Raw genomic sequence first — 26,508 nt, 5'->3', positions numbered from 1 at the left:
GAACCATGACTTATTTGATCGATGCCTGGCTGGACCGCCCACACCCATACCTTCGGATCCTGCATCGGGAAACCGGGGAAGTCTGTGCGGTGCTGGAAGAAGAAGCCTTGAGCGAACTGCAGGACCAGGGTGATCTTGACCTCAATGGCCTGAGTTCCAGCGAGCCGGTGGTGCTCAAGGAACTGGTGCGTAATCTGTTTCTGTTCTGCTATGCCCGGGCGTTGCGCCCGCACAGTGAACTGCACCACAAGATCGAAATATGAATCACCGTAAAAAACTGTGGGAGCGAGCTTGCTCGCGATAGCGGATGTTCCATCACAGATACATTGACTGACACACCGCCATCGCGAGCAAGTCGGATCGCCGCACCGTCGCTCCCACATTAGCCCGACGTTATATCGGGCCAGGTCTTACAGAACGTCGAGCAGCTCGACGTCGAACACCAGTACGCTGTGCGGCGGGATGCTGCCAACGCCTTGAGCGCCGTAAGCCAGTTCGCTCGGCACGTACAGGCGCCATTTGCTGCCGGCGTTCATCAGCTGCAGGGCTTCGGTCCAGCCGGCGATCACGCCGCCAACCGGGAATTCCGCAGGCTCGCCGCGCTCGTAGGAACTGTCGAACACAGTGCCGTCGATCAGGGTGCCGTGGTAGTGAGTACGTACGGAATCTTCACGGGATGGCTTGGCGCCTTCACCAGCGGTCAGGACTTCGAACTGCAGGCCGGAAGCCAGAGTGGTGATGCCGTCACGCTTGGCGTTTTCAGCCAGGAAGGCCAGGCCTTCGCCAGCAGCCGCTTCAGCCTTGGCTGCAGCTTCGGCCTGCATGATTTCGCGGATGACTTTGAAACTGGCGGACATTTCTTCCTGACCCACACGGCTTGGCTTGCCGGCGAATGCGTCGGTCAGACCGGCCAGGATCGCGTCCAGGCTTACGCCCGGCGGCGGGTTGTCGCGCAGTTGGTCGCCCAACTGACGGCCAATGCCGTAGCTGACGCGGGTTTCGTCGGTGGACAGATTTACTTCGGACATGACACTGCTCCGCTGTGCGGACGGCTCGGGAACTTGCCATGCGTGCACAGCGCGTCCCGGAGCGCCCGGAACCAAAAGGGCCAGCAGACTAGCACAGATGTCATGCCATTGATGAGGGGCCTCAGGCGATCGGCACCTTCAGGTTTTCCTCTACATCGGCAACCAGACCGCACATTTCGTCATGCACGACCGTGTGCACGAGGTTGAAGTGCAACTTGGGAAAGGAGCGCAGAACATCACGGGCGTGCTCCACCGAGCGCAGGCTCATCATGTGTCCGCGCGTATCGCTCAAGGGATACGCCGTGCCATGCATCCGCGCCTCCAGCAGGTAGATGCCGCCCTCCATAGAGATCAGGTTCAGCTCATCGACCTTCCCGGCGACGGCATACGCATTCAACTCTTGCAGGTTCATGAGCGCACCTCACGCAGTAGCGAGCCTCTTTACAGGGATAGGCTTCGACGCATCAAAGTACAAGCCGCAAACAACACCGCCCGTCTGTTTTGCAACCCTGTGGGAGCATGGCTTGCCCGCGATGGCATCACTGCGGTTCATCGTTAGACCGAGGTGATGCCATCGCGGGCAAGCCACGCTCCCACAATGGAAGTTGAAATCAGTGCTTGGTGACTTTATCCAGGTAACCCATGGCAAATGCCGAGACCACGAAGGTCATGTGGATGATCACGTACCACTGCAAATGTTCGGGATCGACGTTCTTGGCGTCCATGAAGATGCGCAGCAGGTGAATGGAAGAGATCGCCACGATCGATGCGGCCACCTTCATCTTCAGCGACGAAGAGTCCATGGTGCCCAGCCAGTTGAGCTTTTCCTTGCTGTCGTCGATGTCCAGTTGCGAGACGAAGTTCTCGTAGCCGGAAATCATCACCATCACCAGCAGGCCGCCCACCAGGGCCATGTCGATCAGCGACAGCAGCACCAGGATCAAGTCCGATTCGGCCATCGAAAACACGTTCGGGATGACGTGGAAGACTTCCTGGAAGAATTTCAGTGCCAGCGCCAACAGCCCGAGGGACAGACCGAAATAGATCGGCGCCAGCAGCCAGCGCGAGGCGTACATTGCATTTTCGATAAAGCGTTCCATTGAATCTCACATGTTGGGCTGAAAATGGCGGCGAGTATACCAGCCGCCCGTCCATACCCAGAAGCTGCCAGAAACCGTCGAAAAATCCGCCACCTGCGCCTGTGTATCAAAGTTTTTCTGCTAGTGTCCAAATCATTGACTGCTCAGTGATGTCGGACAGGAAGACGGGAAATGGATGTGCGATTACCTTTGACGAGTGCCGGAATTTGCATGGCGCTGCTACTGAGCGGCTGCTCGCCCAGCGACGAAAAACGTCAGGTCAGTCTCGAAGAAAAAACCGCGCAGTTCGAAAAATCGCTGGACGCCATCCAGGATCCGAAACTCAAGGATGCCGTGTCGGAGCTGGGCGGCTCGCTGCTGTTGCTCGAGCGCGCGCAACTCAAGCTCGACAGCAAGCCGGTGGAAACCGAATACGGCGAAGACGCCCTCGCCATGCTCAAGCACTACCCGAGCCCGCAAGCCCTGGTCGACACCTACATCAACGGGTTGTTCGTGCTGCAAAAAGACTCCGGTTCCGACTACCTGACCGATCTGCAACCAGTATTTCCCTTCACCTTCAGCATTCCTGCCGCGTTTTTGTTTCCCCATGGCCTGGAATGGCAGTCGGTCACACTAAGCAACAAACGGGTGATTCCCTTCCAGCCGGAATGGTCGGAAACCGACCCGGGCATTCAGCTCAGCCCATCGAGCTCCAACCTGACCAACCCCGATGACCTGACCGTGGCCTACCCCTTCATCGAAGGCCTCGACATCGACAGAAAGCAGCAACCGCAACCGGTAAGCCTGCAAGGCAAGATCGAAGTCATCGCGCCACGCCGCCTCTACAGCTTCGACCTGACGAAAAACGACGCAGGCCAGACCCGCACCAATGACAACCTGAGCGTCACCCTGCTCTCATTGACGAACAACTACGCGGAAATCGAATACAACAACAGCGCGCCGGCCCCCGAAGTCAGTGAAACGCCGCTCAACCCGCTGATCGTCCAGGCCAGGGACAGCACCGGGCAATTCATCGCACGCGCCGGCTCAATCAACGAAACCTCGGTTCAAATTGCCTTCTATCAGCAGCAACTGGCCAAGATGCAGCAGCAAAAAAGCTGGAGCGAGGCCCTGGAAAAACAGCTCGACGAAGAACAACGCAACTTTGAGAAACAGCAGGCTCGGCATTATTCGAAGGTGTACTTCAACGGGACGATCGAAACACTCGAAGTCAGCCTGCTGGATTTTTCCGCCGTCACGGTCACCCGAAAGGACCTCGACCTGCCGATCCGGCGCTTCGATGCCAATACCACGGACAAGTCCATCCAGCCCTTGAACCTGTCGGTGGTGGTCTACGACGACCAGGCGGCGGGCTGGCTGAAAGGGGCAACGCTGACTGAGGATCAGCTGAAAAAGAATGTCAGCATCAGTCAGTCGGTCGACGACCCCAGTGCTGCGCGAATCGAATTCACTCACCTGCGCACCTTCAACGATGAACTGCTCGGCACATCGTTCAACCCCGGTGAAAGTCCGGTGAGCTTCTTTACCGAAGACACTCTTGGCAAACGCGACGAACCGATCGAACTGCCGTCAGAGGCGTACCAGATCGATCCTCTGCGCGGCACCATCACTTACGATCTGAATCTGTTTCCGCAAACCCCGGCCTATGCGGTGGGCTCGATGCCGCTGTTCCTGGCCACGCTCGACAAACAATCCGTCGATGCCCGTCAACTGCCCAAGGGCCTCGGGCTAAAAGACAATGCATTGGTGGTGGACCTGAAGGCATTTCCCGCCCAGGACTGGCGCTTTTTCGCCAAGGACGACAGCGGCAATTACTTGAAGGAGATTCTATCGGTCAACCATGGCGCGAGCGCACAGGGTCCGGCGCAGTTTGCCGTGCATTACTTCTACGGGCAGCCTACGCGCCTGGAAACCTATCAGCGCACTGACCTCGCCACCGTGCAATATGGTTTCGAAGTCAAACTCGACAAGGCCGACATGACAAGCCTTGATCAATAGTGCCACTCAGTGCTCGGGGTGAAACTCGAAGCCGCCCATGTTCCGGCAGCGACCACCGTTGATTTCCCGCAGTTGGGCTTGCAGGTGCAGGCACCAGATTTGCGGATCGTCAGCCAACTCGTAGCCGTGCAAGGTCAGGCTTTCAACGATGGTGTCGAGGATTGATTCAGCGACGAACGGACCGTGAAACGGGCCTTGGGCCTTGATGGCCGAAGGTTGTTCACCAGCCATTCCGGCAGCGAACAGCAGAGTCCACATGCCCGTATCTCCCGCCAATGGACGGATGGCACATTCGATACGGGTCACAAGGCCCAGGCATTGACGGGTGAGACAGAGGTTGCGCGACATGGCGGCGACCCTCGGTAGATCCGGTATTCAGCCCCCATGGGAAGGCTGTTTCGATCCTGTGATTACTGTCGATATCCTTGAGCAGAGAATAGAAGAAAAGTCTGGCTTGCAGGCCGGGGCAAGACCGAAAGGCGCCGAATGGTCATAGTGTGAATATTGACGTCATTTCGACGACACTCTCCGGTATTCACACAAACAAATGTGGGAGCGAGCAAGCCCGCTCCCACATGGGTTACTGCATCACGCCGGCTTGGTTTCCGCCAAAGCCTCCTGCGCCAACTCCTTCTCGGCTTCTTTCAGATCATCTTCACTGATCATTTCCGCGATAACCCGCAAGCGTTCCACGACCCGCGCATTCACGCTGCCTTCAGGGAACTCGCCATTCTCGTCCGGCTCGCCGGCCGGTTCTCCGACCAGCAAGCTCAAGGCTTCGTCGGCCTGACGGACCGCGTAGACATGGAACTGCCCCGCACGCACCGCCGCCAGCACCTTCTCGTCGAGCATCAGCGTGGCGACGTTGGCGTGAGGGATGATTGCCCCCTGCTCACCGGTCAATCCGCGAGCTTCGCACAGACGGAAGAAGCCCTCGATCTTCTCGTTGACCCCGCCGACCGCTTGTACTTCACCGAACTGGTTGATCGAACCTGTGATGGCAAAGCACTGCTTGAGCGGGGTTTTCGACAAGGCCGAGATCAGGGTGCAGGCCTCGCCCAGGGAAGCACTGTCGCCATCGACATAACCGTAGGATTGCTCCAGGGCGATGCTCGCGGAAATCGCCAGCGGAAACTCCTGGGCGTAACGGCTGCCCAGATAACCGGTAAGGATCATCACGCCTTTGGAGTGGATTGGCTGGCCGAGGTTGACCTCGCGTTCGATGTCGACGATACCGCTGCCACCCGGGTACACCGTGGCGGAAATCCGCGCCGGCACACCGAAAGCCGAATCGCCGACTTCCAGCACGGTCAGGCCGTTGCACTTGCCGACCGCCGCGCCATCGGTGTCGATCAGTATGATCCCGGCCAGCATATCGTCGAGAATCCGCGCCGACACCCGCCCGGTCCGCGTGGCCTTGGCCTTGAGCGCGCGCTCGATGTGCCCGGCGTCGGTCATTTCATCGCCAGCCAGGTGACGGATGAAATCCGCCTCGCTGACCAGCTGGAACAAATCACCGATACGCGCCGACAAGCGCCCCTGATGCTCGGCCAGACGCGCACTGTAGGTCGCCAGGCGTGCCACCGCATCGGCGGTCAGCGGTGCCATGCCTTCTTCGGAAGTACGGGTCTTGAGCAACTGGGCGAACTGCTCCAGGCTCTCGTCGACCATCGGGATGTCTTCGTCGAAATCCACCAGGACGCGGAACATCTCCTGGAAGTCCGGATCGAGGTCCTGCAGTGTGTAATACAGCTGACGGGCACCGATGATGACGACCTTGACCTGCAACGGAATGTGTTGCGGCGTCAGGGTCACGGTGGCCAGACGGCCCAGCTCACCCAGTGGCGATTCCATTTTCAGCTTGCGCGATTGCAGGGCGCGTTTCAGCGCGTCCCACACGAACGGCTCGCTGAGCATTTTGTCCGCTTCAAGGATCAGGAAACCGCCGTTGGCCCGATGCAAGGCACCCGGCCGCAGTTGGCGATAGGTGGTGTACAGCGCGCCCTGATCAGTGCTGTATTCGATGCGCCCGAAAAGGTTTTCGTAGGTCGGGTGCGGCTCGAACACCACCGGCGCACCACCGCTGGCCGAGTGCCCGACCACCAGGCTCGGCGCGTACTGTTCTTCCAGCAACTTACGGGCGACTGCGTCGGTCTTGCTGTCGTCCACCAGCTGCTCGACCACGGTCTTGAGCAAGTACACCTGCATGGCTTGCAGATAACCGCATACCGCCGCGTTCTCGGCGTACTTCTCCGACAATGGCGACAACAATGGCTGCAAGGCCAGGGTGATGGTTTCTTCGTTCAGATGACGCAGCTGGTTGCTCGACTCGCGCTTCCATTGCGGCAGGCTGGCGAGCTCTTCGTTCAGACGCTCCTCCAATGCCGAAATATCTTCGTGAAAGCGATCGCGCTCGGCTTCCGGCAACTGGGCGAATTCAGCTTCGTCCAAGGCCTTGCCGTCGCCCATCGGAGTGAAGGCGATATTGCTGGCGTCGCGGTACAGCGCTACGTCCTTTTCCAGGGCCAGGCGCTCGATGACGTCCAGGGCCTTGTCGTAGCGCTGGTTGAAGGCACGGTCGATGCCGCTTTTCTTCTGCTGGTAGGACGGATGCTCGAAAACCGCCGGGAACGTGGCCAGCAGGTTGTCGATCAAGCCGTTGATGTCACCGATGAAGGCCCCGGCGGTGCCCGAAGGCAGTTCCAGTGCGCGCGGCTCGCGCGGTTCATCGAAGTTGTTGACGTAGACCCAGTCCGCCGGGGTCTGCAGGCGCTTGCCTTCGGCCTTGAGGTAGCGTTTGACGAACGAGAACCGGCCAGTGCCGGGCTCGCCCATGACGAATACGTTGTAACCGGGGCGTGGCATGGCCACGCCGAACTGCAAGGCTTCGACCGCACGTTCCTGGCCAAGCACACCGCGAAAGGGCTCCAGATCATTGGTGGTAGAGAAGCTGAACTGTTCAGCGGAAAACGGACGGGTCAGCGCTTCGGGCGCTAGACGCAAGCTGGCAGCAACAGGATCAGGCATCGGGCTTCCTTAACAATCAGGCGGGGCAGATGGCAGCATTCTGGCGCTGCCCATGCCCGACTGGCAAGGAGCGCCGCAGACCTGAGCATCGTCAATCGGCCAACCCCAAGCGGGCCGGGCTTGCGCCGCCGTTCCCCATGAATGTTTTGCAAAAAATCACGAAACCCCGCGATCGTGCCTAAACTCCAAACTGCGCGGCTGGACTAATGCCCGGCCCACTGGCACCGGAACGGGCCAGAACTCCTTGTCAATTGGTATGCACATAAAGAGAACAAAGCTATGAAACGGATTCTTCTTGGTACTCTCTTCACCGCTGTATCCATCAATGCCATGGCGCAAGCGCCAGGCGGCCCGGATTGCGGTTGGGGCAACATGCTGTTCGAAGGCCAGCGTGGTACTCCGGCTCACTTCCTGGCATCCACCACCAACGGCACTTCCGGCAACGCGACCTTCGGCATGACCTCCGGTACCAACGGTTGCGCAACCAATTCGGCGCTGACCTATGGCGGCAAATCCTGGTTTGCCATGAATGGCATGATGAACGAACTGTCCGAAGACATGGCCAAGGGCCAAGGCGAAGCGCTGACCACCTATGCCGTGGTACTGGGCGTGGCACCGGAAGACCGTGCGCACTTCGCCGCCGTCACTCACGAGCACTTCCAGCAGATCTTCAGCAAGGCTGACGTGACCGCAGAAGACGTGCATACCAATACCCTGGCCGTACTCAAAGCCGACCCTCGTCTGGCCAAATACGCGACTCAGGCTTAAGCTCGACCCGCCCCGCTTCTTTCGGGAAGCGGGTTTTGTTTTTTGGACCTGCCCCCTTTTCGGGTAATGCCAACCATCTGTAGGAGCTGTCGAGTGAAACGAGGCTGCGATCTTTGTTTTTAAAAGATCAAAAGATCGCAGCCTCGTTTCACTCGACAGCTCCTACAGGTGAAGGACATCAATTGCGCTGGTCCTGGTTTTTTTCCTGTTTAAGTTGCCATCTATGTTCAAACGCCTTGCCTGGCTGGCGCTGTATGTCTGCGCCCCGCTGTCCGCCGCGCCTCACATCGACCCACAACGTTTGCAGCAACTGGCCAACGACCCTTTCTGGATATCCCTGGGCCATTACGAAACCGCCAAGCTCGGCGGCTGGCGCAGCTATGTCAGCGACAGGAAGTTTTTTCTCGCCGCTGACGGCAATGAACATCCTGACCATGAACTGGCGGCGACTGTACAAGCCCTGTACGCCCCGGCCAGTGCCGGTGAAACACACGCTCAATGCGTCTACCCGGCGCGCACCCGCTGGCTGAAAGAACAACTCGGCCTGGCCGGCCTGCCGACGCTCGATTGCGCCGGGTTCAAGCAATGGTTCAAGGACGTCTCGCCCGACAGCGCGGTGATGATCTTCCCGGCGGCTTACCTGAACAGCCCGTCCTCGATGTTCGGCCATACCCTGTTGCGCATCGACCAGGCCGAAGTGAAGAGCGACAAGACTTCGCTGCTCAGTTACGCGATCAACTTCGGCGCCTACATCGAGGGCTCCGACAACAGCATCATCTATGCCTGGAAAGGCCTGATGGGCGGCTATCCCGGCCTGTTCGCGATGGTGCCCTATCAGGAAAAGCTCTCGGAATACCGAAGCCTGGAAAACCGCGACCTGTGGGAGTACCGCCTGAACCTGACCCAACAGGAAACCGCGCGCATGGTCGAGCACGTCTGGGAGCTGAAGCAGATCAAGTTCGACTACTTCTTCTTCGACGAAAACTGCTCGTACCGCTTGCTGGAACTGCTGCAAGTGGCCCGCCCTGGCCTGCGCCTGACCGAACAGTTCCCGCTTACGGCCATCCCGACCGACACCGTCAAAGCCGTGAAAAATGCCGGGCTGGTGGAGTCCATTCAATATCGTCCGTCCCGGGAGCGCGAGTTGCTCAGCCGCGCCGCGCCGTTGAACCCTGAAGAGCAGCAATGGGTGCTGAAAGTCAGCGCCGATCAGAAACAATTGCAGGACCCGGCGTTCAAGACACAACCCCGTGAACGCCAGGCGCTGATCATCGATGCGGCCTATCGTCTGGAGCGTTACCGCGCCAACGGCCAGGAACGCGACCCGGCGCGCGCCCAACGCAGCTTCGAGCTATTGCGGGCAATCAACCAGAACCCGGCGCCGGAGCTGGATATCCCGCAACCGGGCCTGCCTGAGGACGGTCACGAGTCCCGTACCTGGCAACTCGGCCTGGGCACTCGTGGAGATAAAGCCTTTGGCGAGTACGGCTTGCGCATGGCTTATCACGACCTCAATGACAACAACGCAAGCTTTCCCCTTGGCGCGCAGATTGAAATCCTGCAGTTGAAACTGCGCCAGTACGAAGGCAATGACTGGCAAATGCAGCAACTGGACCTGGCCACCATTCGCTCCCTGACCCCGCGTAACGAATTGCTGCAACCGCTGTCATGGCAAGTCACCGGCGGTCTGGAGCGAGTACCGGGCAAGCACGATGACCAGACCCTGGTCAGCCACGTCAACGGCGGTGGTGGTGGCACCTGGCAACTGGGCGATGACATGCTCGGCTTTGCCTTGGGCACCGTGCGTATCGAGCACAACAACGACTTTGCCGCGTTCATCGCACCGGCCGCCGGCTTCAACACGGGTGTGCTGTGGAAAAACCCTCTGGGCAATCTGAGCCTGGAAGCCAAGGGTGATTTCTTCACCAATGGCGAGGTGCGCCGTAGCCTGAGCCTGAACCAGCAGTGGGAAATATCCCGCAATCTCGGACTGCGCTTGAGCGCCGAGCGTGAGTTCAGCCATTTGGCGACGGCCGAGAACGAAGTGATGCTTGAGCTGAAGTGGTATCACTACTGATCCGAACGCACCGCAAATCCCTGTGGGAGCGGGCTTGCTCCCACAGGGGGTACGTGGCGTTCGACAAAAAGCATATACAGCTTTCACAAACACCCGACGCATCCACTTCTAGACTTTCCTTATCAGCCGCGTATCGGCCTGGGAGAGTGAGATGGGGCGGTATGCGACCGCAACAGTCATCTGGAGGAACGGGACAAAGCCTGGCAGCAGCAGAAGGATCAGACCGCCGCCCGGGCCTATCACTCGCCATAAGTCGCTTTCAGACATCCGGTGAAACCAAATGCCTGCGACCATGGCCAAAACCCTATATCGGGAGAATTCCATGAGCCGTGCCTTCGTCAATGAAGATAACGCCGCCGCGCAAGCCGATCAGCCTGTCGAACGGCAGGTCAGCGCGCAGCCCAATTACGTCACGCCGCAAGGCCTGGACCTGTTGCAGGGAAAAGTCGCCGAACTGCAAACCCTGCACGCCGAACAATCGGCAAAAGGCGAGCAGGCAGACAAGCAGCGCCTGGCGGATCTCGAGCGTGATTTGCGTTACTTCAAGCAGCGCCTGGGCAGCGCTCAAGTGGTACCCGCCGCGACTTCGAGAGAGAAAGTGCAGATCGGCAGTTGGGTGACCTACGCCGATGAACACGCCACCGAACGCCGGGTACAACTGGTGGGCGAAGATCAGGCCGATGCCGCCCACGGCCTGATCAATTGGGGTTCACCGCTGGGAAGGGCACTGCTCGGTGCGCGACTCAACGATGAAGTGCTGTGGCAGCGCCCTGCCGGTGATCAAGTGATTGAGGTGATCCGTATCGAGCCGGCTTAGACAACGCCTTGGGCGAGCATGGCATCGGCGACTTTAACGAAGCCGGCGATGTTCGCGCCCTTGACGTAGTTGACCCGGCCGTTCTCCTCACCGTAATGCACGCAAGCGTGGTGGATCGACTGCATGATCGCGTGCAGTTTGCTGTCCACTTCGCCACCGGTCCACGCCAGGCGCATGGCGTTCTGCGACATCTCCAGCCCGCTCACCGCCACGCCACCGGCGTTGGATGCCTTGCCCGGTGCAAACAGAATGTCCGCCTCGATGAACAGATCCACCGCCTCCAGGGTGGTTGGCATGTTCGCGCCCTCAGCCACGCAGATGCAACCGTTGCGCAGCAAGGTGCGAGCAGCTTCGGCATCCAGTTCGTTTTGCGTCGCGCACGGCAGCGCGATGTCGCAGCTCAGGCTCCACGGCAGCTCACCGGCGCGGAACTCCAGGCCAAAACGGCCGGCCAGTTCACGGATGCGCCCGCGCTGTACGTTTTTCAGTTCCAGCACCGCCAGCCATTGCTCCTCGGTCAAACCACTTTCGCAATACAGCGTGCCTTCGGAGTCAGACAGCGAAATCACTTTGCCGCCCAGGTCCATGACCTTGCGCGCCGCGTATTGCGCGACGTTGCCGGAGCCGGAGATCGCTACACGTTTACCTTCCACGGCCAGGCCGCGACGCTTGAGCATTTCTTCGGCGAAGTACACGCAACCGAAACCGGTGGCTTCCGGGCGAATCAGGCTGCCGCCGTAGCTTGGACCTTTGCCGGTCAGCACGCTGGTGAACTGGTTGCTCAGGCGCTTGTACTGACCGAACAGGAAGCCGATTTCCCGCGCGCCGACACCGATGTCCCCGGCCGGCACGTCAACGTCGGCACCGATGTGGCGGTACAGCTCGCTCATGAAGGCCTGGCAGAAGCGCATGACTTCCGCGTCACTTTTGCCTTTCGGATCAAAGTCAGAACCGCCCTTGCCGCCGCCCATGGGCAATGAAGTCAGCGAGTTTTTGAAGGTCTGTTCGAAGGCGAGGAATTTCAGGACGCCCATGTTCACCGACGGGTGGAAACGCAGGCCACCCTTGTACGGGCCGATCGCGCTGTTCATCTGGATGCGGAATCCACGATTGACCTGGACCTTGCCCTGATCGTCAACCCACGACACGCGAAACACCACCGCCCGCTCCGGCTCGCAGATGCGCTCCAGGATGCCGGAGGTCAGGTAATGCGGATTGGCTTCAAGAAACGGCCACAGGGTACGCAGGACTTCTTCGACAGCCTGGTGGAATTCGGGTTGATCCGGGTCGCGTTTTTTCAGGCGCGCAAGGAAGGATTCGACGGATTCGATCATGGAAAAGTCTCGGCAAATTTATTGTCGTTGGAAGAGATTGAGCCGGACTGTAACAAACGATTCGCGCACAAGAACAGAGCAAAATGTCGCATTAATGAAATTAAATGGTGCACATGATATAAATTCACCCTGTTTTCCAGGTCATTCATGCACCTGAATGGGGAGAGCAACTCAAGTCTTGCACCAACAGTTACATCGTCATCGCTGGCAAGCCAGCTCCCACAAGTTTTGTAGCCGCACACATTTTGGGCATTACCCAAACCCTGTGGGAGCTGGCTTGCCAGCGATGAATCCACCTCGGTATCCCTGAAAAAACGCGCAAAAAAACGGAGCCCGAAGGCTCCGCTCTTTATGCAACCAACCCGAAATCAGGCCAGTTTCTTGTGGCGTACACGGTGCGGCTGGGCAGCCGCTTCGCCGAGGCGCTTTCTACGGTCGGCTTCGTACTCGGTGTAGTTGCCTTCGAAGAACACCGCTTGCGAGTCGTCTTCGTACGCCAGGATGTGAGTCGCGACGCGGTCAAGGAACCACCGGTCGTGGGAGATCACAATGGCGGCGCCCGGGAAGTCCAGCAGGGCTTCTTCCAGGGAACGCAGGGTTTCGACGTCGAGGTCGTTGGACGGTTCGTCGAGCAGCAGGACGTTGCCGCCCTCCTTCAGGGTCAGGGCCAGGTGCAAGCGACCGCGCTCACCACCGGACAGGTCCTTGACGAACTTCTGCTGATCGCCGCCCTTGAAGTTGAAGCGACCGACGTAGGTACGCGACGGGATCTCGTAGTTGCCGATGCGGATCTGGTCGGAACCGTCGGAAATCTGCTGGAACACGGTCTTGCTGCCGTCCAGGTCTTCGCGGCTCTGGTCGACGCAAGCCAGCTGCACGGTTTCACCGACTTCGATGCTGCCAGAGTCCGGCGTTTCCTTGCCCATCAGCATGCGGAACAGAGTCGATTTACCGGCACCGTTACCGCCGATCACGCCGACGATGGCGCCTTTAGGCATGGAGAACGACAGGTTGTCGATCAGCACGCGGTCGCCATAGCCCTTGGTGACGTTCTTGAATTCGATGACCTTGTCGCCCAGGCGCGGACCGGCCGGGATGTAGATCTCGTTGGTTTCGCTGCGTTTCTGGAATTCCTGCGACTGCATTTCTTCGAAGCGTTGCAGACGAGCCTTGGATTTCGACTGGCGGGCCTTGGCGCCTTTGCGCACCCACTCCAGTTCTTCCTTCATGGCTTTTTCGTGGGCCGACTGCTGCTTGGATTCGGCAGCCAGACGATCGGACTTGGCTTCCAGCCAACCCGAATAGTTGCCCTCGTAAGGAATACCCGCGCCGCGGTCGAGTTCCAGGATCCAGCCAGCAACGTTGTCCAGGAAGTAACGGTCGTGCGTGATCGCGACCACGGTGCCCGGGAAGTCGTGCAGGAAGTGCTCAAGCCACGCAACGGAGTCGGCGTCCAGGTGGTTGGTCGGTTCGTCGAGCAGCAGCATGTCCGGTGCGGACAGCAGCAGGCGGCACAGGGCCACACGACGCTTTTCACCACCGGACAGAACTTCGACCCTGGCATCCCAGGCCGGCAGACGCAGCGCATCGGCGGCGACTTCCAGTTGACGCTCCAGGTTGTGGCCGTCGCTGGCTTGCAGGATGGCTTCGAGCTTGGCCTGTTCAGCCGCCAGCTTGTCGAAGTCGGCATCCGGATCGGCGTAGGCCGCGTAGACCTCGTCCAGGCGCGCCTGGGCGTCCTTGATCACGCTGACCGCTTCCTCGACCACTTCACGCACGGTCTTGGTCGGATCCAGTTGTGGCTCTTGCGGCAGGTAGCCGATGTTCAGCTCCGGCATCGGACGGGCTTCGCCCTCAAACTCGGTGTCGACGCCGGCCATGATTTTCAGCAGCGTGGACTTACCCGAACCGTTGAGGCCGAGTACGCCGATCTTGGCGCCGGGGAAGAACGACAGAGAAATGTTTTTCAGGATTTCCCGCTTCGGCGGAACAACTTTGCCCAGCCGATGCATGGTGAATACGTATTGAGCCATGGAGAACCTAGGGTCAGTGACTGATGAATGATTGGTGCGCAGGCGGATGCCCGGCCAGACCGTGCGCGTCGCTCGCTTGAGGCTATCAATACGTGCGCGCTGAAAAAGTCTGATTATGGGGGCGTTCTCAATTAGTTTCCACGCCGCGTTGTCGCCTTAAAGCGGGCCAGGCAAGGCGCAGGCCGCTGGAAATGGTCGTTCCCTTTCCAAGGCCTGCAACGCAGCCTGGCCCGCTTTAAGGCACAACCTGAAGGGCCGGGTCTGCTGTTGTGCAGGGCTGCGTTGCTCGAAGCTTATTTGGAATGACCAAACCACGCTTCTCGCGCCTTGCCCTGCACAACAGCAGACCCGGCGCGGTGCGGAAACTAATTGAGAACGCCCCCCGGAGCTGAAACGCTCCCGCGTAACCGGCAAAGCTACCTGATTGACCAGTGGCAGTCCAGCCGACGGACAGGGGCTGGCACTTCGCCACAACTCAAGGCATGCTAGCCGCCCTTCGGGCGTCCGGCTTATAGTGCACGTCGCGCCAGTCCAGCCAAACCGCAGGATTACAGCTTGTCCATTGTCCCTCCGCCTCTGACTTCCAGCGCGCCGGCCACAGCGCCCGGCTCCCCCCTGCGCGGGACGTTGAAGGGCACCTTGGCGACACTCGTATTATTGCTGCTGGCCCTGCTGTTCTGGCAGTTGCTCGACCAGTTGCGTGAAACCCAGAAGAACCAGCGCCAGTACACCATCGACTACACCGCCGATCTGGCCGCGCAGGTCAGCCTGAACATGGCGCTCAACGCGCAGATCGCCCTCAACCTGTTACCGATCGTCGAGCAACCCCAGGGCGCCGATGAATTGCAGGCCCTGTTGCGCAAGCTGCAACAGTCGCTGCCAGACCTGCGCAGCCTGGCGTTGCTCAGCCCCTCGGGAAGAGTCATCAGTGACAGCGCTCCCGACAGCGATGACAGCGACTACCTGGGTGAACTGGTACGCCGCAGCCACGCCCAGGCGCACTACTTCAGCAACGCCACCGACGGTTCCGTGGTGCATTTATTGTTGCATCAGGCCAGCGGCAGTTCCCGAGGCTATTGGGTCCTGCGCCTGACCCCCACCTTCTTTTCGTCCCTGGCCAAACAAAGCGAGGCCGACGGCCGCCCGCTGTGGCTGGTGGAAAACCGCATCAATCATCAGATCATCAGCCGCGACGAAGCGCTGCCCTCGATCAATCCTGGCACGCTGACCGAAGACGATGTCGCCAACAGCGTGCTGACCGTCCCGCTGAGCAGCAGCGATTGGCAACTGCGCGGCTTGTTCGACCGTCAGCGCGTGCTGGAAGGGCTGTTGCCGGCGTTCATCGGCAAATGCCTGCTGGGCCTGGCGTTTTCCATGCTGCCGTTCCTCGCCTTGCTGAACATGCGCCGGCGTCAGCGCCAGTTGAATGAAGGCCGCCGGCGCTACCAGGACATTTTCGAAGGCACAGGCGTGGCCTTGTGCGTCCTCGACATGTCCGGGCTCAAGGTCTTTTTCGACAAGGCGCAACTGCAGGGCAGTGAGCAACTGCAAGCGTGGCTGGCGATCCCGGAGCAACGCCGGCCATTGCTCAAGGAGCTGCGGATCACCGAGGTCAACCAGGTTGCGCTGCAACTGCTGAATGTCGATAGCGCCGACAAAGCCTGGAAACTGCTGATCGACGGCAAACCACAGGACGGCACCGCCATCGGCGACCAGGTGCTCGAAGCAATGCTCAACCAGCAGCAACAGCTCGAGCTGGAAATCAAGCTGCAGGACGCCAGCGGTCGCGACCAGCACCTGTGGCTGGTGCTGCGCCTGCCGCAAACTCCGGACGACTATAAGGCAGTGATCCTGAGCATCACTGACATCACCAGCCGCAAGCTCATCGAGTTGTCGCTGCAGGAGCGCGAAGGGTTCTGGTCGGACGTGGTGCGCACCGTGCCAGATCACCTGTATGTGCAGGATGTGATCAGCCAGCGCATGATCTACAGCAACCATCACCTGGGCCAGACCCTGGGTTACAACCGCACCGAACTGCACCAGATGGGCGAATACTTCTGGGAAATCCTCCTGCATCCCGAAGACGCCGACTACTACCATCGCTCCCGCCAGATCCAGCGCCAGGCCGGTTATCGCCAGTTGATGCAGTGCCAGTTGCGCTTCCGCCATCGGGACGGCCAGTGGCGACGCTTCGAGATTCGCGAGCAGGCACTGGCCCGGGACAAGAACGACCAGGTCACGCGGATCATCGGCGTGGCCAAGGACATCACCGACCAGATCGAAGCCAGCGAATCCCTGCGCGACAGTGAGCAGCGCTACCGGATGCTCGCCGAAAGCATCAGCGACGTGATCTTCTCCACCGACAGCCGCCTTAACCTCAATTACGTCAGCCCTTCGGTGCAAGCGGTGCTGGGTTACGACGCCGAGTGGATTTTCCAGAACGGCTGGCAATCGACCATCGCCAACCCGCAACAACTGACCGGCATCTACCACCTGATGGACCGGGTCAGCAAAGCGCTGGATCAACCGGACCAACTGGCGCTGTTGCGCAGCCAGGTACAAACCCAACTGTTCCTGTTCGATTGCCTGCGGGCCGACGGGCGCAAGATCCCGATCGAACTGCGTCTGGTGTTGGTCTGGGACGAACACGGCACGTTCGAAGGCGTGCTTGGCGTCGGCCGCGACATCAGCCAGCAACGCCGGGCCGAAAAAGACCTGCGCATGGCCGCCACGGTATTCGAACACTCGACCTCGGCGATCCTGATCACCGACCCGGCCGGCTACATCGTCCAGGCCAACGAAGCTTTCAGTCGTGTCAGTGGTTACGCCGTGGAGCAGGTCCTCGACCAGCTGCCGAACATGCTGACCGTCGACGACCAGCAGGAAGCCCATCTGCGTTACGTGCTCAAGCAATTGGGCCAGCACAGCACCTGGGAGGGCGAAGTCTGGCTCAAGCGCCGTAATGGCGAACATTACCCGGCCTGGGTCGGGATCACCGCCGTACTCGACGACGAAGGCGACTTGGCCAGCTATGTGTGTTTCTTCAGCGACATCAGCGAGCGCAAGGCCAGCGAGCAGCGGATTCACCGCCTCGCCTACTACGACGCCCTGACCCACCTGCCCAACCGTTCGCTGTTCCAGGATCGCCTGCACACGGCACTGCAATCGGCTGAACGGCAGAAGTCGTGGGTGGTGCTGATGTTCCTCGACCTCGACCGTTTCAAGCCGATCAACGACTCCCTGGGCCACGCCGCCGGCGACCGCATGCTCAAGGAAATGGCCACGCGCCTGCTCGGTTGCGTCGACGATGACGACACGGTGGCACGCATGGGCGGTGACGAATTCACCTTGCTCCTGCAACCGCGAGCCAACCGTGAAATCGCCCTGAACCGGGCGATCCATGTGGCCGAACAGATTCTCGCCAGCCTGGTGAAACCCTTCGTGCTCGAAGGCCGCGAGTTCTTCGTCACGGCCAGTATCGGCATCGCCCTGAGTCCGCAGGACGGCAACGAACTCAGCCAGTTGATGAAGAATGCCGACACCGCGATGTACCACGCCAAGGAGCGTGGCAAGAACAACTTCCAGTTCTATCAGGCGGACATGAACGCCAGTGCGCTGGAACGCCTGGAGCTGGAAAGCGACTTGCGCCATGCCCTGGAACAGAACGAATTCGTGCTGTATTACCAGCCGCAGTTCAGCGGCGACGGCAAGCGCCTGACCGGTGCCGAGGCGCTGTTGCGCTGGCGTCATCCACGCCGCGGGCTGGTGCCGCCGGGGGATTTCATTCCGGTGCTCGAAGAGCTCGGGCTGGTGGTGGATGTCGGCGACTGGGTGATCAGCGAAGCCTGCCGTCAGCTCAAGGCCTGGCATCAGGCCAGGGTACGGGTGCCGAAGGTGTCGGTGAACATCTCGGCGCGACAGTTCTCCGACGGCCAGCTCGGTACGCGAATCGCTACCATCCTCAAGGAAACCGGCCTGCCGCCGGCGTGCCTGGAACTGGAGCTGACCGAAAGTATCCTGATGCGCGAAGTCAGCGAGGCGATGCAGATTCTCGCCGGACTGAAAAACCTCGGCCTGAGCATTGCAGTCGACGATTTCGGTACCGGTTATTCATCTCTCAACTACCTCAAGCAGTTCCCGATCGACGTTCTGAAGATTGACCGCACCTTCGTCGATGGCCTGCCCAGCGGTGAGCAGGACGCACAAATTGCCCGGGCAATCATTGCCATGGCCCACAGCCTGAACCTGGCGGTGATCGCCGAGGGCGTGGAAACCCAAGAGCAGTTGGACTTCCTGAGGGAGCATGGCTGTGACGAGGTACAGGGTTATCTGTTCGGTCGGCCGATGCCGGCGGGGCGGTTTGAAGGGCAGTTCAGCAATGATGCGCTGTTCATGTTTGACTGAAGCCTTGCAGTGATGCGGGCGGCCCCTTCGCGGGCAAGCCCGCTCCCACATTTGGAATGCGTTCCCCTGTGGGAGCGGGCTTGCCCGCGAAGGGGCCCGCCCAGGCACCGCATACCCGCTCATGAAGCCCACTTGTCTGCGACATGATGCCGTTTCATATGCCATCTAAAACCCATTGGGTTAGAATGCCCCCCTTTTCCGCCCCCGATCCTTGAGGACCGCCATGTTCAGCCGTGATTTGACTATTGCCAAGTACGACGCCGATCTCTTTGCCGCCATGGAGCAAGAAGCTCAGCGCCAGGAAGAGCACATTGAGCTGATCGCTTCGGAAAACTACACCAGCCCTGCTGTGATGGAAGCCCAAGGCTCGGTACTGACCAACAAGTACGCCGAAGGCTACCCGGGCAAGCGCTACTACGGTGGTTGCGAGTACGTAGACATCGTCGAGCAGCTGGCTATCGACCGCGCCAAAGAGTTGTTCGGCGCCGACTACGCCAACGTTCAGCCGCACGCCGGCTCGCAAGCCAACAGCGCCGTTTACCTGGCCCTGCTGTCGGCCGGCGACACCATCCTGGGCATGAGCCTGGCCCACGGCGGTCACCTGACCCACGGTGCCAGCGTTTCGTCTTCGGGCAAGCTGTACAACGCCATCCAGTACGGCATCGACGCCAACGGCCTGATCGACTACGACGAAGTCGAGCGTCTGGCCGTTGAGCACAAGCCGAAAATGATCGTGGCCGGTTTCTCTGCCTACTCGCAGATCCTCGACTTCCCGCGCTTCCGTGCAATCGCCGACAAAGTAGGTGCCTACCTGTTCGTCGACATGGCCCACGTGGCCGGCCTGGTTGCCGCCGGCGTCTACCCGAACCCGGTTCCATTCGCTGACGTCGTGACCACCACCACCCACAAGACCCTGCGTGGTCCACGTGGCGGCCTGATCCTGGCTCGCGCCAACGCCGACATCGAGAAGAAGCTGAACTCCGCCGTATTCCCGGGTGCCCAAGGCGGCCCGCTGGAGCACGTGATCGCGGCCAAGGCGATTTGCTTCAAGGAAGCGCTGCAGCCTGAGTTCAAGGCTTACCAGCAACAAGTGGTGAAGAACGCCCAGGCCATGGCCAGCGTGTTCATCGAGCGCGGTTTCGACGTGGTTTCCGGTGGCACTCAGAACCACCTGTTCCTGTTGTCGCTGATCAAGCAGGAAATCTCCGGTAAAGACGCCGATGCCGCTCTGGGCAAAGCGTTCATCACCGTAAACAAGAACTCCGTGCCAAACGATCCACGCTCCCCGTTCGTCACCTCCGGCCTGCGCTTCGGCACCCCGGCTGTGACCACTCGTGGCTTCAAGGAAGCAGAATGCAAGGAACTGGCCGGCTGGATCTGCGACATCCTGGCTGACCTGACCAACGAAGCGGTGATCGACGCCGTTCGTGAGAAGGTCAAGGCCATCTGCAAGAAGCTGCCGGTGTACGGCGCTTAATCAGCCCCGCTAAACCGCAGTAATGAAAACCGGCCAGAGATGGCCGGTTTTTTATTGCCTGGAGTTTAATTAGCGACTCATACCCGCAAGACAACCAACTAACAACACAACAACACCCAGACAAAAAAACACACCCTGCCACTTGCAAACTTAAACCCTTGCAACATACACGACACCCTCAACTAACAAAAACTGCTTATTCTAAAACCCGTTTCAATCATCAACCAATAACGAATGGGTTACATCATGAATGGCAATATTGAAAAATCTTTCATCGCAATACTGCGAATGTTTGACCATAAAGTGAATGTTCTTGAACTGCTCCACGGCAAACCGGCGATGGCCACCATCAGACTGTTCAGCGGAGGCTTTTACACCGGCAAACCGCAAACTCAGGACCACTCCCACCTGCTCGGAATACGTCCCAACGAGCAGATCAGTGAAGTGAAAAGCTTGAAACTGCACTTTCTGCATACCGCTGATGGCTACATACTTACAATAAAAAACAAGGGTAATTATTATAATCGGGTCATCAGCGAGAACTGGCTTAATACCTTTGACGCCATGAATTCAGACACTGGCGAAGCGACAGCCTTTACACTTCTCAACCATCAAGACGCAGCGGTCACACTGGATAATTTACCGGCGACTCACTCACCAATCTCGCTAAAATTCGAAGACAAACATTACATGGGAGGACTTAAAGTAAAAGGCTCACCCTATGTTTATCTTGGAAAAACTGAAGAGCGCTCAAAAATTACTTTCATCCTGACTATCCTTGAAAGAAAAGCACCTCGAACCTGACTTTACCCACAATAACGTTTGAACAAACACCATCAAATGCGGCTTACATAATGTCGCCCGCAGGCTGCCTCCCGGGGCAGCCTCACCCATATTCTCAAAAAATCGGCATCCGATTTTTCCCACACCGCTCAAGACCGGGTATTCCGCTCCACTGGTAAGACCGGTCATGCCAATTTTGTAAATTTCGCTTGCGACCCACCAAAATCAGCGCCTAAACTGCACCCGCACTGGACATACCGGTAAGACCACAATAATTAAGTCCTGAATCTGATGTGCCCCGCACACGGCAGCCAGGACACCGACCAGGATTCCTCCCATGCTCAGATGGTGCTCGCGTTCAATCTTCCTCCAAGTGGTTCTCGGACTGGTGCTCGGCATCGTCTGCGGGCTGACCCTTCCCGAATACTCCGCTCAGCTCAAACCGCTCGGTGACGGTTTTATCAAGCTGATCAAAATGCTCATTGGCTTGATTGTGTTTTGCGTAGTGGTCAGCGGCATCAGCGGTGCCGGCGACCTGAAGAAGGTCGGCCGTATCGGCCTCAAATCAGTGATCTACTTTGAAATCCTGACCACCATCGCCCTGGTGATCGGTCTGGTGTTCGCCTTCAGCACCGGCATCGGCAGCGGCGCGAACATTCACCTGGAGCAGCTTTCCGCAGCCGACATGGGCGATATTGCCCAGCGCAGCCAGCACATGCACACCACCACACAGTTCCTGATGGACCTGATTCCGACGTCGGTGATCGGTGCCTTTGCCGATAACAATATCCTGCAAGTCCTGTTGTTCTCTGTGCTGTTCGGCAGTGCGCTGAATCTGGTGGGCGAGGCGGCATCGGGTATTTCGCGGCTGATCAATGAACTCAGCCACGTGATCTTCCGCATCATGGGCATGATCGTGCGCCTGGCGCCGATCGGTGTATTCGGTGCGATCGCCTTCACCACCAGCAAATATGGCCTGGACTCGCTGCAACACCTGGGCAGCCTGGTCGGCCTGTTCTACCTGACCTGCGTTGCCTTCGTAGCTCTGATTCTCGGTCTGGTGATGCGCCTCTCCGGCCTGAAGATGTGGCCGTTGCTCAAATACCTGCGAGAAGAACTGCTGATTGTCATGGGCACCGCTTCGTCCGACGCCGTGCTGCCGCAAATCATGCGCAAGCTTGAGCATCTGGGCATCGGCAGTTCGACGGTCGGGCTGGTGATTCCAACAGGTTACTCGTTCAATCTCGACGGTTTCTCGATCTATCTGACCTTGGCCATCGTGTTCATCGCCAATGCCACCGGCACGCCGCTGGCAATGACCGACCTGCTGACGATTCTGTTGGTATCGTTGATCACCTCCAAGGGGGCCCACGGTATTCCGGGCTCGGCGCTGGTAATTCTGGCGGCCACCCTGACAGCCATCCCGGCCATTCCGGTAGTGGGTCTGGTGCTGGTGCTGGCCGTGGACTGGTTCATGGGCATCGGCCGGGCGCTGACCAACCTGATCGGCAACTGTGTGGCGACCGTCGCCATCGCGCGGTGGGAAAAGGACATCGATGTGCAGCGGGCGAACAAGGTACTTTCGGGCCAGGCGGGTTATACCTTCCAGCCGAGAAAACCGGTCGCACCGGCGCATCAGCAGGAATTCTGAATCAACGGTGTGCCCGCCTCGTCTTGGCCGGCACACCTTCACCCCTTTTAGATGCTCATGGAGCGAACAGTGATTACCTCGTCGACCGTTGTAACTTCAGTCGTGGAAAAACTTCGGGCCGCTTTGGCCCGTGGTCAGTGGCGCTCCGGCGAAATGCTGCCGGGGCAACGCGAGCTGGCCGAACAGCTGGGTATCAGCCGCCCAAGCCTGCGTGAGGCGGTCATCGTCCTGGAAACCCTTGGCCTGGTGCGTTCGATGCCGGGCAAAGGCGTCGTCGTGCTCGAGGCCAGTCTCAGCGATGGCCAGTCCCACGACAGCGCAGTGGCCGCAGCGAGCCTGGAAGACGTGCTGCAACTGCGCTACACCCTGGAGCCATTCATCGTCGGTCTCGTTGCGCAGTCCATCAGCAGCAAGGAAGTCGGGCAACTGCGCCTGACCCTGATGGACATGCGCGAAGCCCTGGAGGCCAATGACAGTGAAGCCGGCGTAAGCGCCTATATCGCGTTCCACGAAGAGCTGTTCACGCTGACGTCGAACCCGATCTTCCAGAGCGTGGTCCAGCAAACCAGCAATGCCCTCAAGCAAAGCGCCGAAGTGTTGCGCAACTCCCCGGAGCATCTGGCCGAACGCCTTGAAGAAAACGAAGCCGTGGTGCGGGCGATCCGCAGCAAGAACAGCGCCCAGGCCAGCGTCGAAATGCGTCGGCACATTTTGCGCGAAGGCCAACGCATAGGCATCGAACTGAACATTCCGGAAGACAACCTCGGCAGTTGAAACCTCTTCGAACTGGAGATTGGCCATGAACAGCTACGCTTCACCACAAACGCTCGCTACCCTGCCCGTCCGCCCGTCGGTGGATGATCTGTATTCGCGGGTCCTGGACGCCATTTTCGAACAGCGCATCCATTCGGCCAGTCGCTTTACCGAAGAAAGCCTGGCGCAGATGTTCGGGGCAAGGCGCAGCGACATCCGTGATGTGCTGACGCGGCTGTCCCATCAGCAGATCATCATCCTTCGCGTCAATCATCGTCCCCGCGTCGCCGAACTTGATGTCGAGCAGACCCGGCAAACACTGCATGCCCGGCGTCTGGCCGAGATCATGCTGGTGCGGCTGGCCTGTCAACGTCCATGCGCACAAGACTTGAAGCGCCTGCGGACACTGGTCGACAACGAGCGTCAATGCACCGAACGTGGCCGGGCGATTCGTTTGTCGGGAGAGTTTCACCTGCAGCTGGCACAAATGGCGGGGAATGCACCATTAGCGCATTTTCTTGAGAGCCTGGTACCGCTGACTTCATTGGCGATTGCGCAGTTTGATCTGCAGCAGAAGGATTATTGTGTGGAGCACATGGCGATTCTGGATGCGCTGGAGCGAGGCGATGCCGCGACGGCGCAAGTCGCGCTCAACCGGCATCTGGATTACCTGGAACAGACACTGCTCAATACAACCCGTGAACATTGTGTTGCCGGCTAGATTGCATCGCGGGCAAGCCCGCTCCCACAGTGTTCGAGGATGAGCACAGACATTGTGTTCAACCAGAAACCTGTGAGAGCCGGGCTTGCCCGCGATGGCGTCCTCAAAGACGCCATAAAAACCTCAGACCGCAGCCACCCGCGCAAACCCCTCGCGAATCTTTTCTTCCGGCAAGTCATCGGCAATGAACACGATCACGCTTTCGCGCACGTCGTCTTCCCCCCACTCGGTATCCCAGTCGAAACCATAAAGCTTGAGCACACCCTGAAACACCATGCGACGGGATTCGCCGAGGATGTTCAACACGCCTTTGTAGCGCAGCAACTGCTTGCCATGCTCCTCCAGCAACTCGTTCATGAACTCGCTGAGCTTGTCGATATCCAGCGGTTTTTCAGTGCGCAGCACCAGGCTTGAAATACGGTCGATGGACGGAACCTGGCTGACCGGGCGCAAAGTCACGCCGCCGCCGAGATCGGCATTGAGGTTGAAGCCGCGCACATCGAGCAACTCGGCCAGGTCGATCTTGCCGTGGTCAACCACACGAATCGGCGCACGCCGGTTGATGCGGGTCAGACGCTCGCTCAGCGCAGTGAAGGTCGCCTCGTCCACCAGATCACGCTTGCTCACCAGCAAGCGGTCGGCGAATCCGACCTGCGCCTGGGCGATGGTCTGGGCCAGGTGCAAGTCGGCATGTGCCGCGTCGACCAGCGTGATGATGCCGTCGAGGATATAGCGCTCACGCAACTCTTCGTCGATGAAAAAGGTTTGTGCCACCGGTGCCGGATCGGCCAGGCCGGTGCATTCGATCACCAGGCGGTCGAAGGCGATGTCGCCCCGGTCCAGACGCTCGAGCAACAGATAAAGCGCTTTGGTCAGGTCCGTGTGGATGGTGCAGCAGACGCAGCCGTTGGACAGTGTCATTACTTGTACCGGCTCATCGCCCAACAGCTGGGTATCGATACCGGCATTGCTGAATTCGTTCTCGATCACGGCGATTTTCAGGCCGTGCTCGGCCTTGAGCAGGTGACGCAACAGGGTGGTCTTGCCGGCGCCGAGGAAGCCGCTGAGGATCGTGACCGGGATGGGAGAGGACAAACTGGATCTCCTTTTTCACACAGTGAAAAAACAACACAAAACAAATGTGGGAGCGGGCTTGCTCGCGAAGGGGTCGTGTCAGTCGACATGAATGTTGAATGACACACCGCTTTCGCGAGCAAGCCCGCTCCCACAGGTATTGCTGTTAATCCGACAACCGGATCAACAGCACTTCGGCCCACCCTTGCCACCGTAACGGGCTTCCTGACGCTCGCGAAAGAACATCTCATAGCTCATCACCGGTTTGTCCGGGTGCTTGCTCTGCATATGCTCGACATAGTTGTCGTAGTCGGGCATGCCGACCATCAGGCGCGCGGCCTGACCGAGGTATTTACCGAGGCGACTCAAGTCATTGAACATGCTGCAATCCTCTGGTTACGCATCCGGCAGCGCCTGGAATGGCGACTCTTTATCCGTACGCTCTTTTTTACCCCAGGCGGCAATACCAACCTTGAGCGCATAGAACAGGATGCTGAACACCACGAACAGGAACAGCGCGGTCAGCGTTGCGTTGGTGTAGGCGTTGAAGATCACGTGCTGCATCTGGGTGATGTCCTTGGCCGGGGCGAGGATCTGGCCGTTGGCCAGGGCATCGCTGTATTTCTTGGCCAGCGACAGGAAGCCGATCGCCGGGTTGGCGTCGAACAGCTTGATGAAGCCCGCTGTCGTGGTGCAGATCAACAGCCACACCGCCGGCAACATGGTGACCCAGACATAACGCTGGCGTTTCATCTTGATCAGCACCACGGTGCCGAGCATCAGGGCGATACCGGCCAGCATCTGGTTGGAGATACCGAACAACGGCCACAGGGTGTTGATGCCCCCCAACGGATCGATCACGCCCTGGTACAGCAACCAGCCCCACATCGCCACACAACCGGCGGTGGCAATCAGGTTGGCGGTCCAGGATTCGGTACGTTTGAGCGCCGGCACGAAAGAGCCGAGCAAGTCCTGCAGCATGAAACGACCGGCACGGGTACCGGCGTCCACCGCAGTCAGGATGAACAGCGCTTCGAACAGGATCGCGAAGTGGTACCAGAACGCCATGGTGTTTTCACCCGGCAGGACACTGTGCAGGATCTGCGCGATACCGACCGCCAGGGTTGGCGCGCCGCCGGCACGGGCCAGGATGGTGGTTTCGCCAATGTCGTGGGCCACCGCTTGCAGCGCTTCCGGGGTAATGGCAAAGCCCCAGTTGCTGACGGCTGTCGCAACGGCCACCACATCACCGCCGACCACGGCCGCCGGGCTGTTCATGGCGAAGTACACGCCAGGCTCGATCACCGAAGCGGCAACCATGGCCATGATCGCCACGAAGGATTCCATCAGCATGCCGCCGTAACCGATGTAGCGGGCGTTGGTTTCGTTATCCAGCAGCTTCGGCGTGGTCCCGGAGGAGATCAGCGCGTGGAAACCCGATACCGCGCCACAGGCAATGGTGA

General features: G+C 59.3%; 21 protein-coding genes. 11 read left to right on the top strand and 10 right to left on the bottom strand.

Annotation, left to right across the window (positions count from 1 at the left end; genetic code table 11):
* The first annotated feature begins 5 nt into the window (after positions 1-5).
* The gene (locus tag PMI34_RS08360) at positions 6-263 is read left to right on the top strand and encodes a PA4570 family protein (protein ID WP_008052059.1); all 258 of its coding nucleotides are present in this window, start codon (positions 6-8) and stop codon (positions 261-263) included.
* A 147-nt stretch (positions 264-410) separates the two neighbouring features.
* On the opposite strand, the gene PMI34_RS08365 is transcribed toward PMI34_RS08360, so the two are convergent.
* The 3 genes from PMI34_RS08365 to PMI34_RS08375 form a co-directional block, all read right to left on the bottom strand.
* The gene (locus PMI34_RS08365) at positions 411-1,028 is read right to left on the bottom strand and encodes an FKBP-type peptidyl-prolyl cis-trans isomerase (protein WP_008052058.1); all 618 of its coding nucleotides are present in this window, start codon (positions 1,026-1,028) and stop codon (positions 411-413) included.
* Between the two features lie 121 nt (positions 1,029-1,149).
* Positions 1,150-1,440: a DUF6482 family protein gene (locus PMI34_RS08370; protein ID WP_008052057.1), complete on the bottom strand. Its 291-nt coding sequence runs from the start codon at positions 1,438-1,440 to the stop codon at positions 1,150-1,152.
* Positions 1,441-1,639: 199 nt separating this feature from the next.
* On the bottom strand, positions 1,640-2,128 hold the full coding sequence (locus PMI34_RS08375; RefSeq protein WP_007970904.1) for a TIGR00645 family protein: 489 nt from the start codon (positions 2,126-2,128) through the stop codon (positions 1,640-1,642).
* Between the two features lie 171 nt (positions 2,129-2,299).
* Between PMI34_RS08375 and PMI34_RS08380 the strand changes: the two genes are divergently transcribed.
* Positions 2,300-4,126: a hypothetical protein gene (locus tag PMI34_RS08380; RefSeq protein WP_008052056.1), complete on the top strand. Its 1,827-nt coding sequence runs from the start codon at positions 2,300-2,302 to the stop codon at positions 4,124-4,126.
* A 6-nt stretch (positions 4,127-4,132) separates the two neighbouring features.
* Here PMI34_RS08380 and PMI34_RS08385 read toward each other — a convergent pair whose 3' ends face one another.
* Both PMI34_RS08385 and PMI34_RS08390 read right to left on the bottom strand, forming a co-directional pair.
* Positions 4,133-4,474 (bottom strand): PA4575 family protein, encoded by a 342-nt coding sequence (locus PMI34_RS08385; RefSeq protein ID WP_008052055.1) that lies wholly within the window; start codon positions 4,472-4,474, stop codon positions 4,133-4,135.
* Between the two features lie 240 nt (positions 4,475-4,714).
* Positions 4,715-7,153 carry a Lon protease family protein gene (locus PMI34_RS08390; RefSeq protein ID WP_008052054.1) on the bottom strand — a complete coding sequence of 813 codons (2,439 nt, stop codon included), beginning with the start codon at positions 7,151-7,153 and terminating at the stop codon, positions 4,715-4,717.
* 279 nt (positions 7,154-7,432) lie between these two features.
* Between PMI34_RS08390 and PMI34_RS08395 the strand changes: the two genes are divergently transcribed.
* The 3 genes from PMI34_RS08395 (at position 7,433) to PMI34_RS08410 (ending at position 10,815) form a co-directional block, all read left to right on the top strand.
* Complete coding sequence (locus tag PMI34_RS08395; protein WP_008052053.1) at positions 7,433-7,921, top strand: DUF3015 domain-containing protein; 489 nt, start codon at positions 7,433-7,435, stop codon at positions 7,919-7,921.
* Between the two features lie 223 nt (positions 7,922-8,144).
* Positions 8,145-9,998 (top strand): Lnb N-terminal periplasmic domain-containing protein, encoded by a 1,854-nt coding sequence (locus tag PMI34_RS08400; protein ID WP_008052052.1) that lies wholly within the window; start codon positions 8,145-8,147, stop codon positions 9,996-9,998.
* Between the two features lie 322 nt (positions 9,999-10,320).
* Complete coding sequence (locus PMI34_RS08410) at positions 10,321-10,815, top strand: GreA/GreB family elongation factor (RefSeq protein ID WP_008052047.1); 495 nt, start codon at positions 10,321-10,323, stop codon at positions 10,813-10,815.
* Here PMI34_RS08410 and gdhA read toward each other — a convergent pair.
* Positions 10,812-12,149: an NADP-specific glutamate dehydrogenase gene (gdhA, locus tag PMI34_RS08415; protein ID WP_008052046.1), complete on the bottom strand. Its 1,338-nt coding sequence runs from the start codon at positions 12,147-12,149 to the stop codon at positions 10,812-10,814. The two genes, PMI34_RS08410 and gdhA, sit on opposite strands and share 4 nt — an antisense overlap.
* A gap of 368 nt (positions 12,150-12,517) precedes the next feature.
* Entirely contained in the window at positions 12,518-14,182 is a 1,665-nt protein-coding gene (gene ettA / locus PMI34_RS08420; protein WP_008052045.1) for an energy-dependent translational throttle protein EttA, read from the bottom strand.
* Between the two features lie 555 nt (positions 14,183-14,737).
* On the opposite strand from ettA, the gene PMI34_RS08425 reads away from it, so the two are divergent.
* The 6 genes from PMI34_RS08425 to PMI34_RS08450 all read left to right on the top strand — a co-directional run bounded on the left by PMI34_RS08425 (position 14,738) and on the right by PMI34_RS08450 (position 23,971).
* Positions 14,738-18,586 (top strand): sensor domain-containing protein, encoded by a 3,849-nt coding sequence (locus tag PMI34_RS08425; RefSeq protein ID WP_008052044.1) that lies wholly within the window; start codon positions 14,738-14,740, stop codon positions 18,584-18,586.
* Between the two features lie 223 nt (positions 18,587-18,809).
* Entirely contained in the window at positions 18,810-20,063 is a 1,254-nt protein-coding gene (gene glyA, locus PMI34_RS08430; RefSeq protein ID WP_008052043.1) for a serine hydroxymethyltransferase, read from the top strand.
* Between the two features lie 246 nt (positions 20,064-20,309).
* On the top strand, positions 20,310-20,867 hold the full coding sequence (locus PMI34_RS08435) for a hypothetical protein (RefSeq protein ID WP_238538794.1): 558 nt from the start codon (positions 20,310-20,312) through the stop codon (positions 20,865-20,867).
* A 316-nt stretch (positions 20,868-21,183) separates the two neighbouring features.
* Positions 21,184-22,497, top strand: a complete 1,314-nt coding sequence (locus tag PMI34_RS08440) for a C4-dicarboxylate transporter DctA (protein WP_008052040.1) — start codon at positions 21,184-21,186, stop codon at positions 22,495-22,497.
* A gap of 69 nt (positions 22,498-22,566) precedes the next feature.
* Positions 22,567-23,271, top strand: coding sequence for a FadR/GntR family transcriptional regulator (locus PMI34_RS08445; RefSeq protein WP_008052039.1), 705 nt, complete (start codon positions 22,567-22,569; stop codon positions 23,269-23,271).
* A 25-nt stretch (positions 23,272-23,296) separates the two neighbouring features.
* Positions 23,297-23,971 (top strand): GntR family transcriptional regulator, encoded by a 675-nt coding sequence (locus tag PMI34_RS08450; protein ID WP_008052038.1) that lies wholly within the window; start codon positions 23,297-23,299, stop codon positions 23,969-23,971.
* Between the two features lie 123 nt (positions 23,972-24,094).
* On the opposite strand, the gene yjiA is transcribed toward PMI34_RS08450, so the two are convergent.
* The 3 genes from yjiA to PMI34_RS08465 all read right to left on the bottom strand — a co-directional run.
* Positions 24,095-25,066 (bottom strand): GTPase, encoded by a 972-nt coding sequence (yjiA, locus tag PMI34_RS08455; protein ID WP_008052037.1) that lies wholly within the window; start codon positions 25,064-25,066, stop codon positions 24,095-24,097.
* Between the two features lie 162 nt (positions 25,067-25,228).
* Positions 25,229-25,426, bottom strand: coding sequence for a YbdD/YjiX family protein (locus tag PMI34_RS08460; protein WP_008052036.1), 198 nt, complete (start codon positions 25,424-25,426; stop codon positions 25,229-25,231).
* A gap of 15 nt (positions 25,427-25,441) precedes the next feature.
* The coding region (locus PMI34_RS08465) for a carbon starvation CstA family protein (protein WP_008052034.1) at positions 25,442-26,508 on the bottom strand (1,067 nt) is incomplete at its 5' end.

Source organism: Pseudomonas sp. GM74 (assembly GCF_000282455.1).
In the GTDB taxonomy this organism is placed as follows: domain Bacteria; phylum Pseudomonadota; class Gammaproteobacteria; order Pseudomonadales; family Pseudomonadaceae; genus Aquipseudomonas.
Note: the sequence above shows the minus strand (reverse complement) of the source record. Positions and strands in the feature narration are given on the sequence as shown.

Excerpts from the sequence above, each read along its gene's own strand:
- PMI34_RS08360 (WP_008052059.1), top strand. The coding sequence starts at position 6 with ATGACTTATTTGATCGATGCCTGGCTGGACCGCCCACACCCATACCTT.
- PMI34_RS08365 (WP_008052058.1), bottom strand. The coding sequence starts at position 1,028 with ATGTCCGAAGTAAATCTGTCCACCGACGAAACCCGCGTCAGCTACGGC.
- PMI34_RS08370 (WP_008052057.1), bottom strand. The coding sequence starts at position 1,440 with ATGAACCTGCAAGAGTTGAATGCGTATGCCGTCGCCGGGAAGGTCGAT.
- PMI34_RS08375 (WP_007970904.1), bottom strand. The coding sequence starts at position 2,128 with ATGGAACGCTTTATCGAAAATGCAATGTACGCCTCGCGCTGGCTGCTG.
- PMI34_RS08380 (WP_008052056.1), top strand. The coding sequence starts at position 2,300 with ATGGATGTGCGATTACCTTTGACGAGTGCCGGAATTTGCATGGCGCTG.
- PMI34_RS08385 (WP_008052055.1), bottom strand. The coding sequence starts at position 4,474 with ATGTCGCGCAACCTCTGTCTCACCCGTCAATGCCTGGGCCTTGTGACC.
- PMI34_RS08390 (WP_008052054.1), bottom strand. The coding sequence starts at position 7,153 with ATGCCTGATCCTGTTGCTGCCAGCTTGCGTCTAGCGCCCGAAGCGCTG.
- PMI34_RS08395 (WP_008052053.1), top strand. The coding sequence starts at position 7,433 with ATGAAACGGATTCTTCTTGGTACTCTCTTCACCGCTGTATCCATCAAT.
- PMI34_RS08400 (WP_008052052.1), top strand. The coding sequence starts at position 8,145 with ATGTTCAAACGCCTTGCCTGGCTGGCGCTGTATGTCTGCGCCCCGCTG.
- PMI34_RS08410 (WP_008052047.1), top strand. The coding sequence starts at position 10,321 with ATGAGCCGTGCCTTCGTCAATGAAGATAACGCCGCCGCGCAAGCCGAT.
- gdhA (WP_008052046.1), bottom strand. The coding sequence starts at position 12,149 with ATGATCGAATCCGTCGAATCCTTCCTTGCGCGCCTGAAAAAACGCGAC.
- ettA (WP_008052045.1), bottom strand. The coding sequence starts at position 14,182 with ATGGCTCAATACGTATTCACCATGCATCGGCTGGGCAAAGTTGTTCCG.
- glyA (WP_008052043.1), top strand. The coding sequence starts at position 18,810 with ATGTTCAGCCGTGATTTGACTATTGCCAAGTACGACGCCGATCTCTTT.
- PMI34_RS08435 (WP_238538794.1), top strand. The coding sequence starts at position 20,310 with ATGAATGGCAATATTGAAAAATCTTTCATCGCAATACTGCGAATGTTT.
- PMI34_RS08440 (WP_008052040.1), top strand. The coding sequence starts at position 21,184 with ATGCTCAGATGGTGCTCGCGTTCAATCTTCCTCCAAGTGGTTCTCGGA.
- PMI34_RS08450 (WP_008052038.1), top strand. The coding sequence starts at position 23,297 with ATGAACAGCTACGCTTCACCACAAACGCTCGCTACCCTGCCCGTCCGC.
- PMI34_RS08460 (WP_008052036.1), bottom strand. The coding sequence starts at position 25,426 with ATGTTCAATGACTTGAGTCGCCTCGGTAAATACCTCGGTCAGGCCGCG.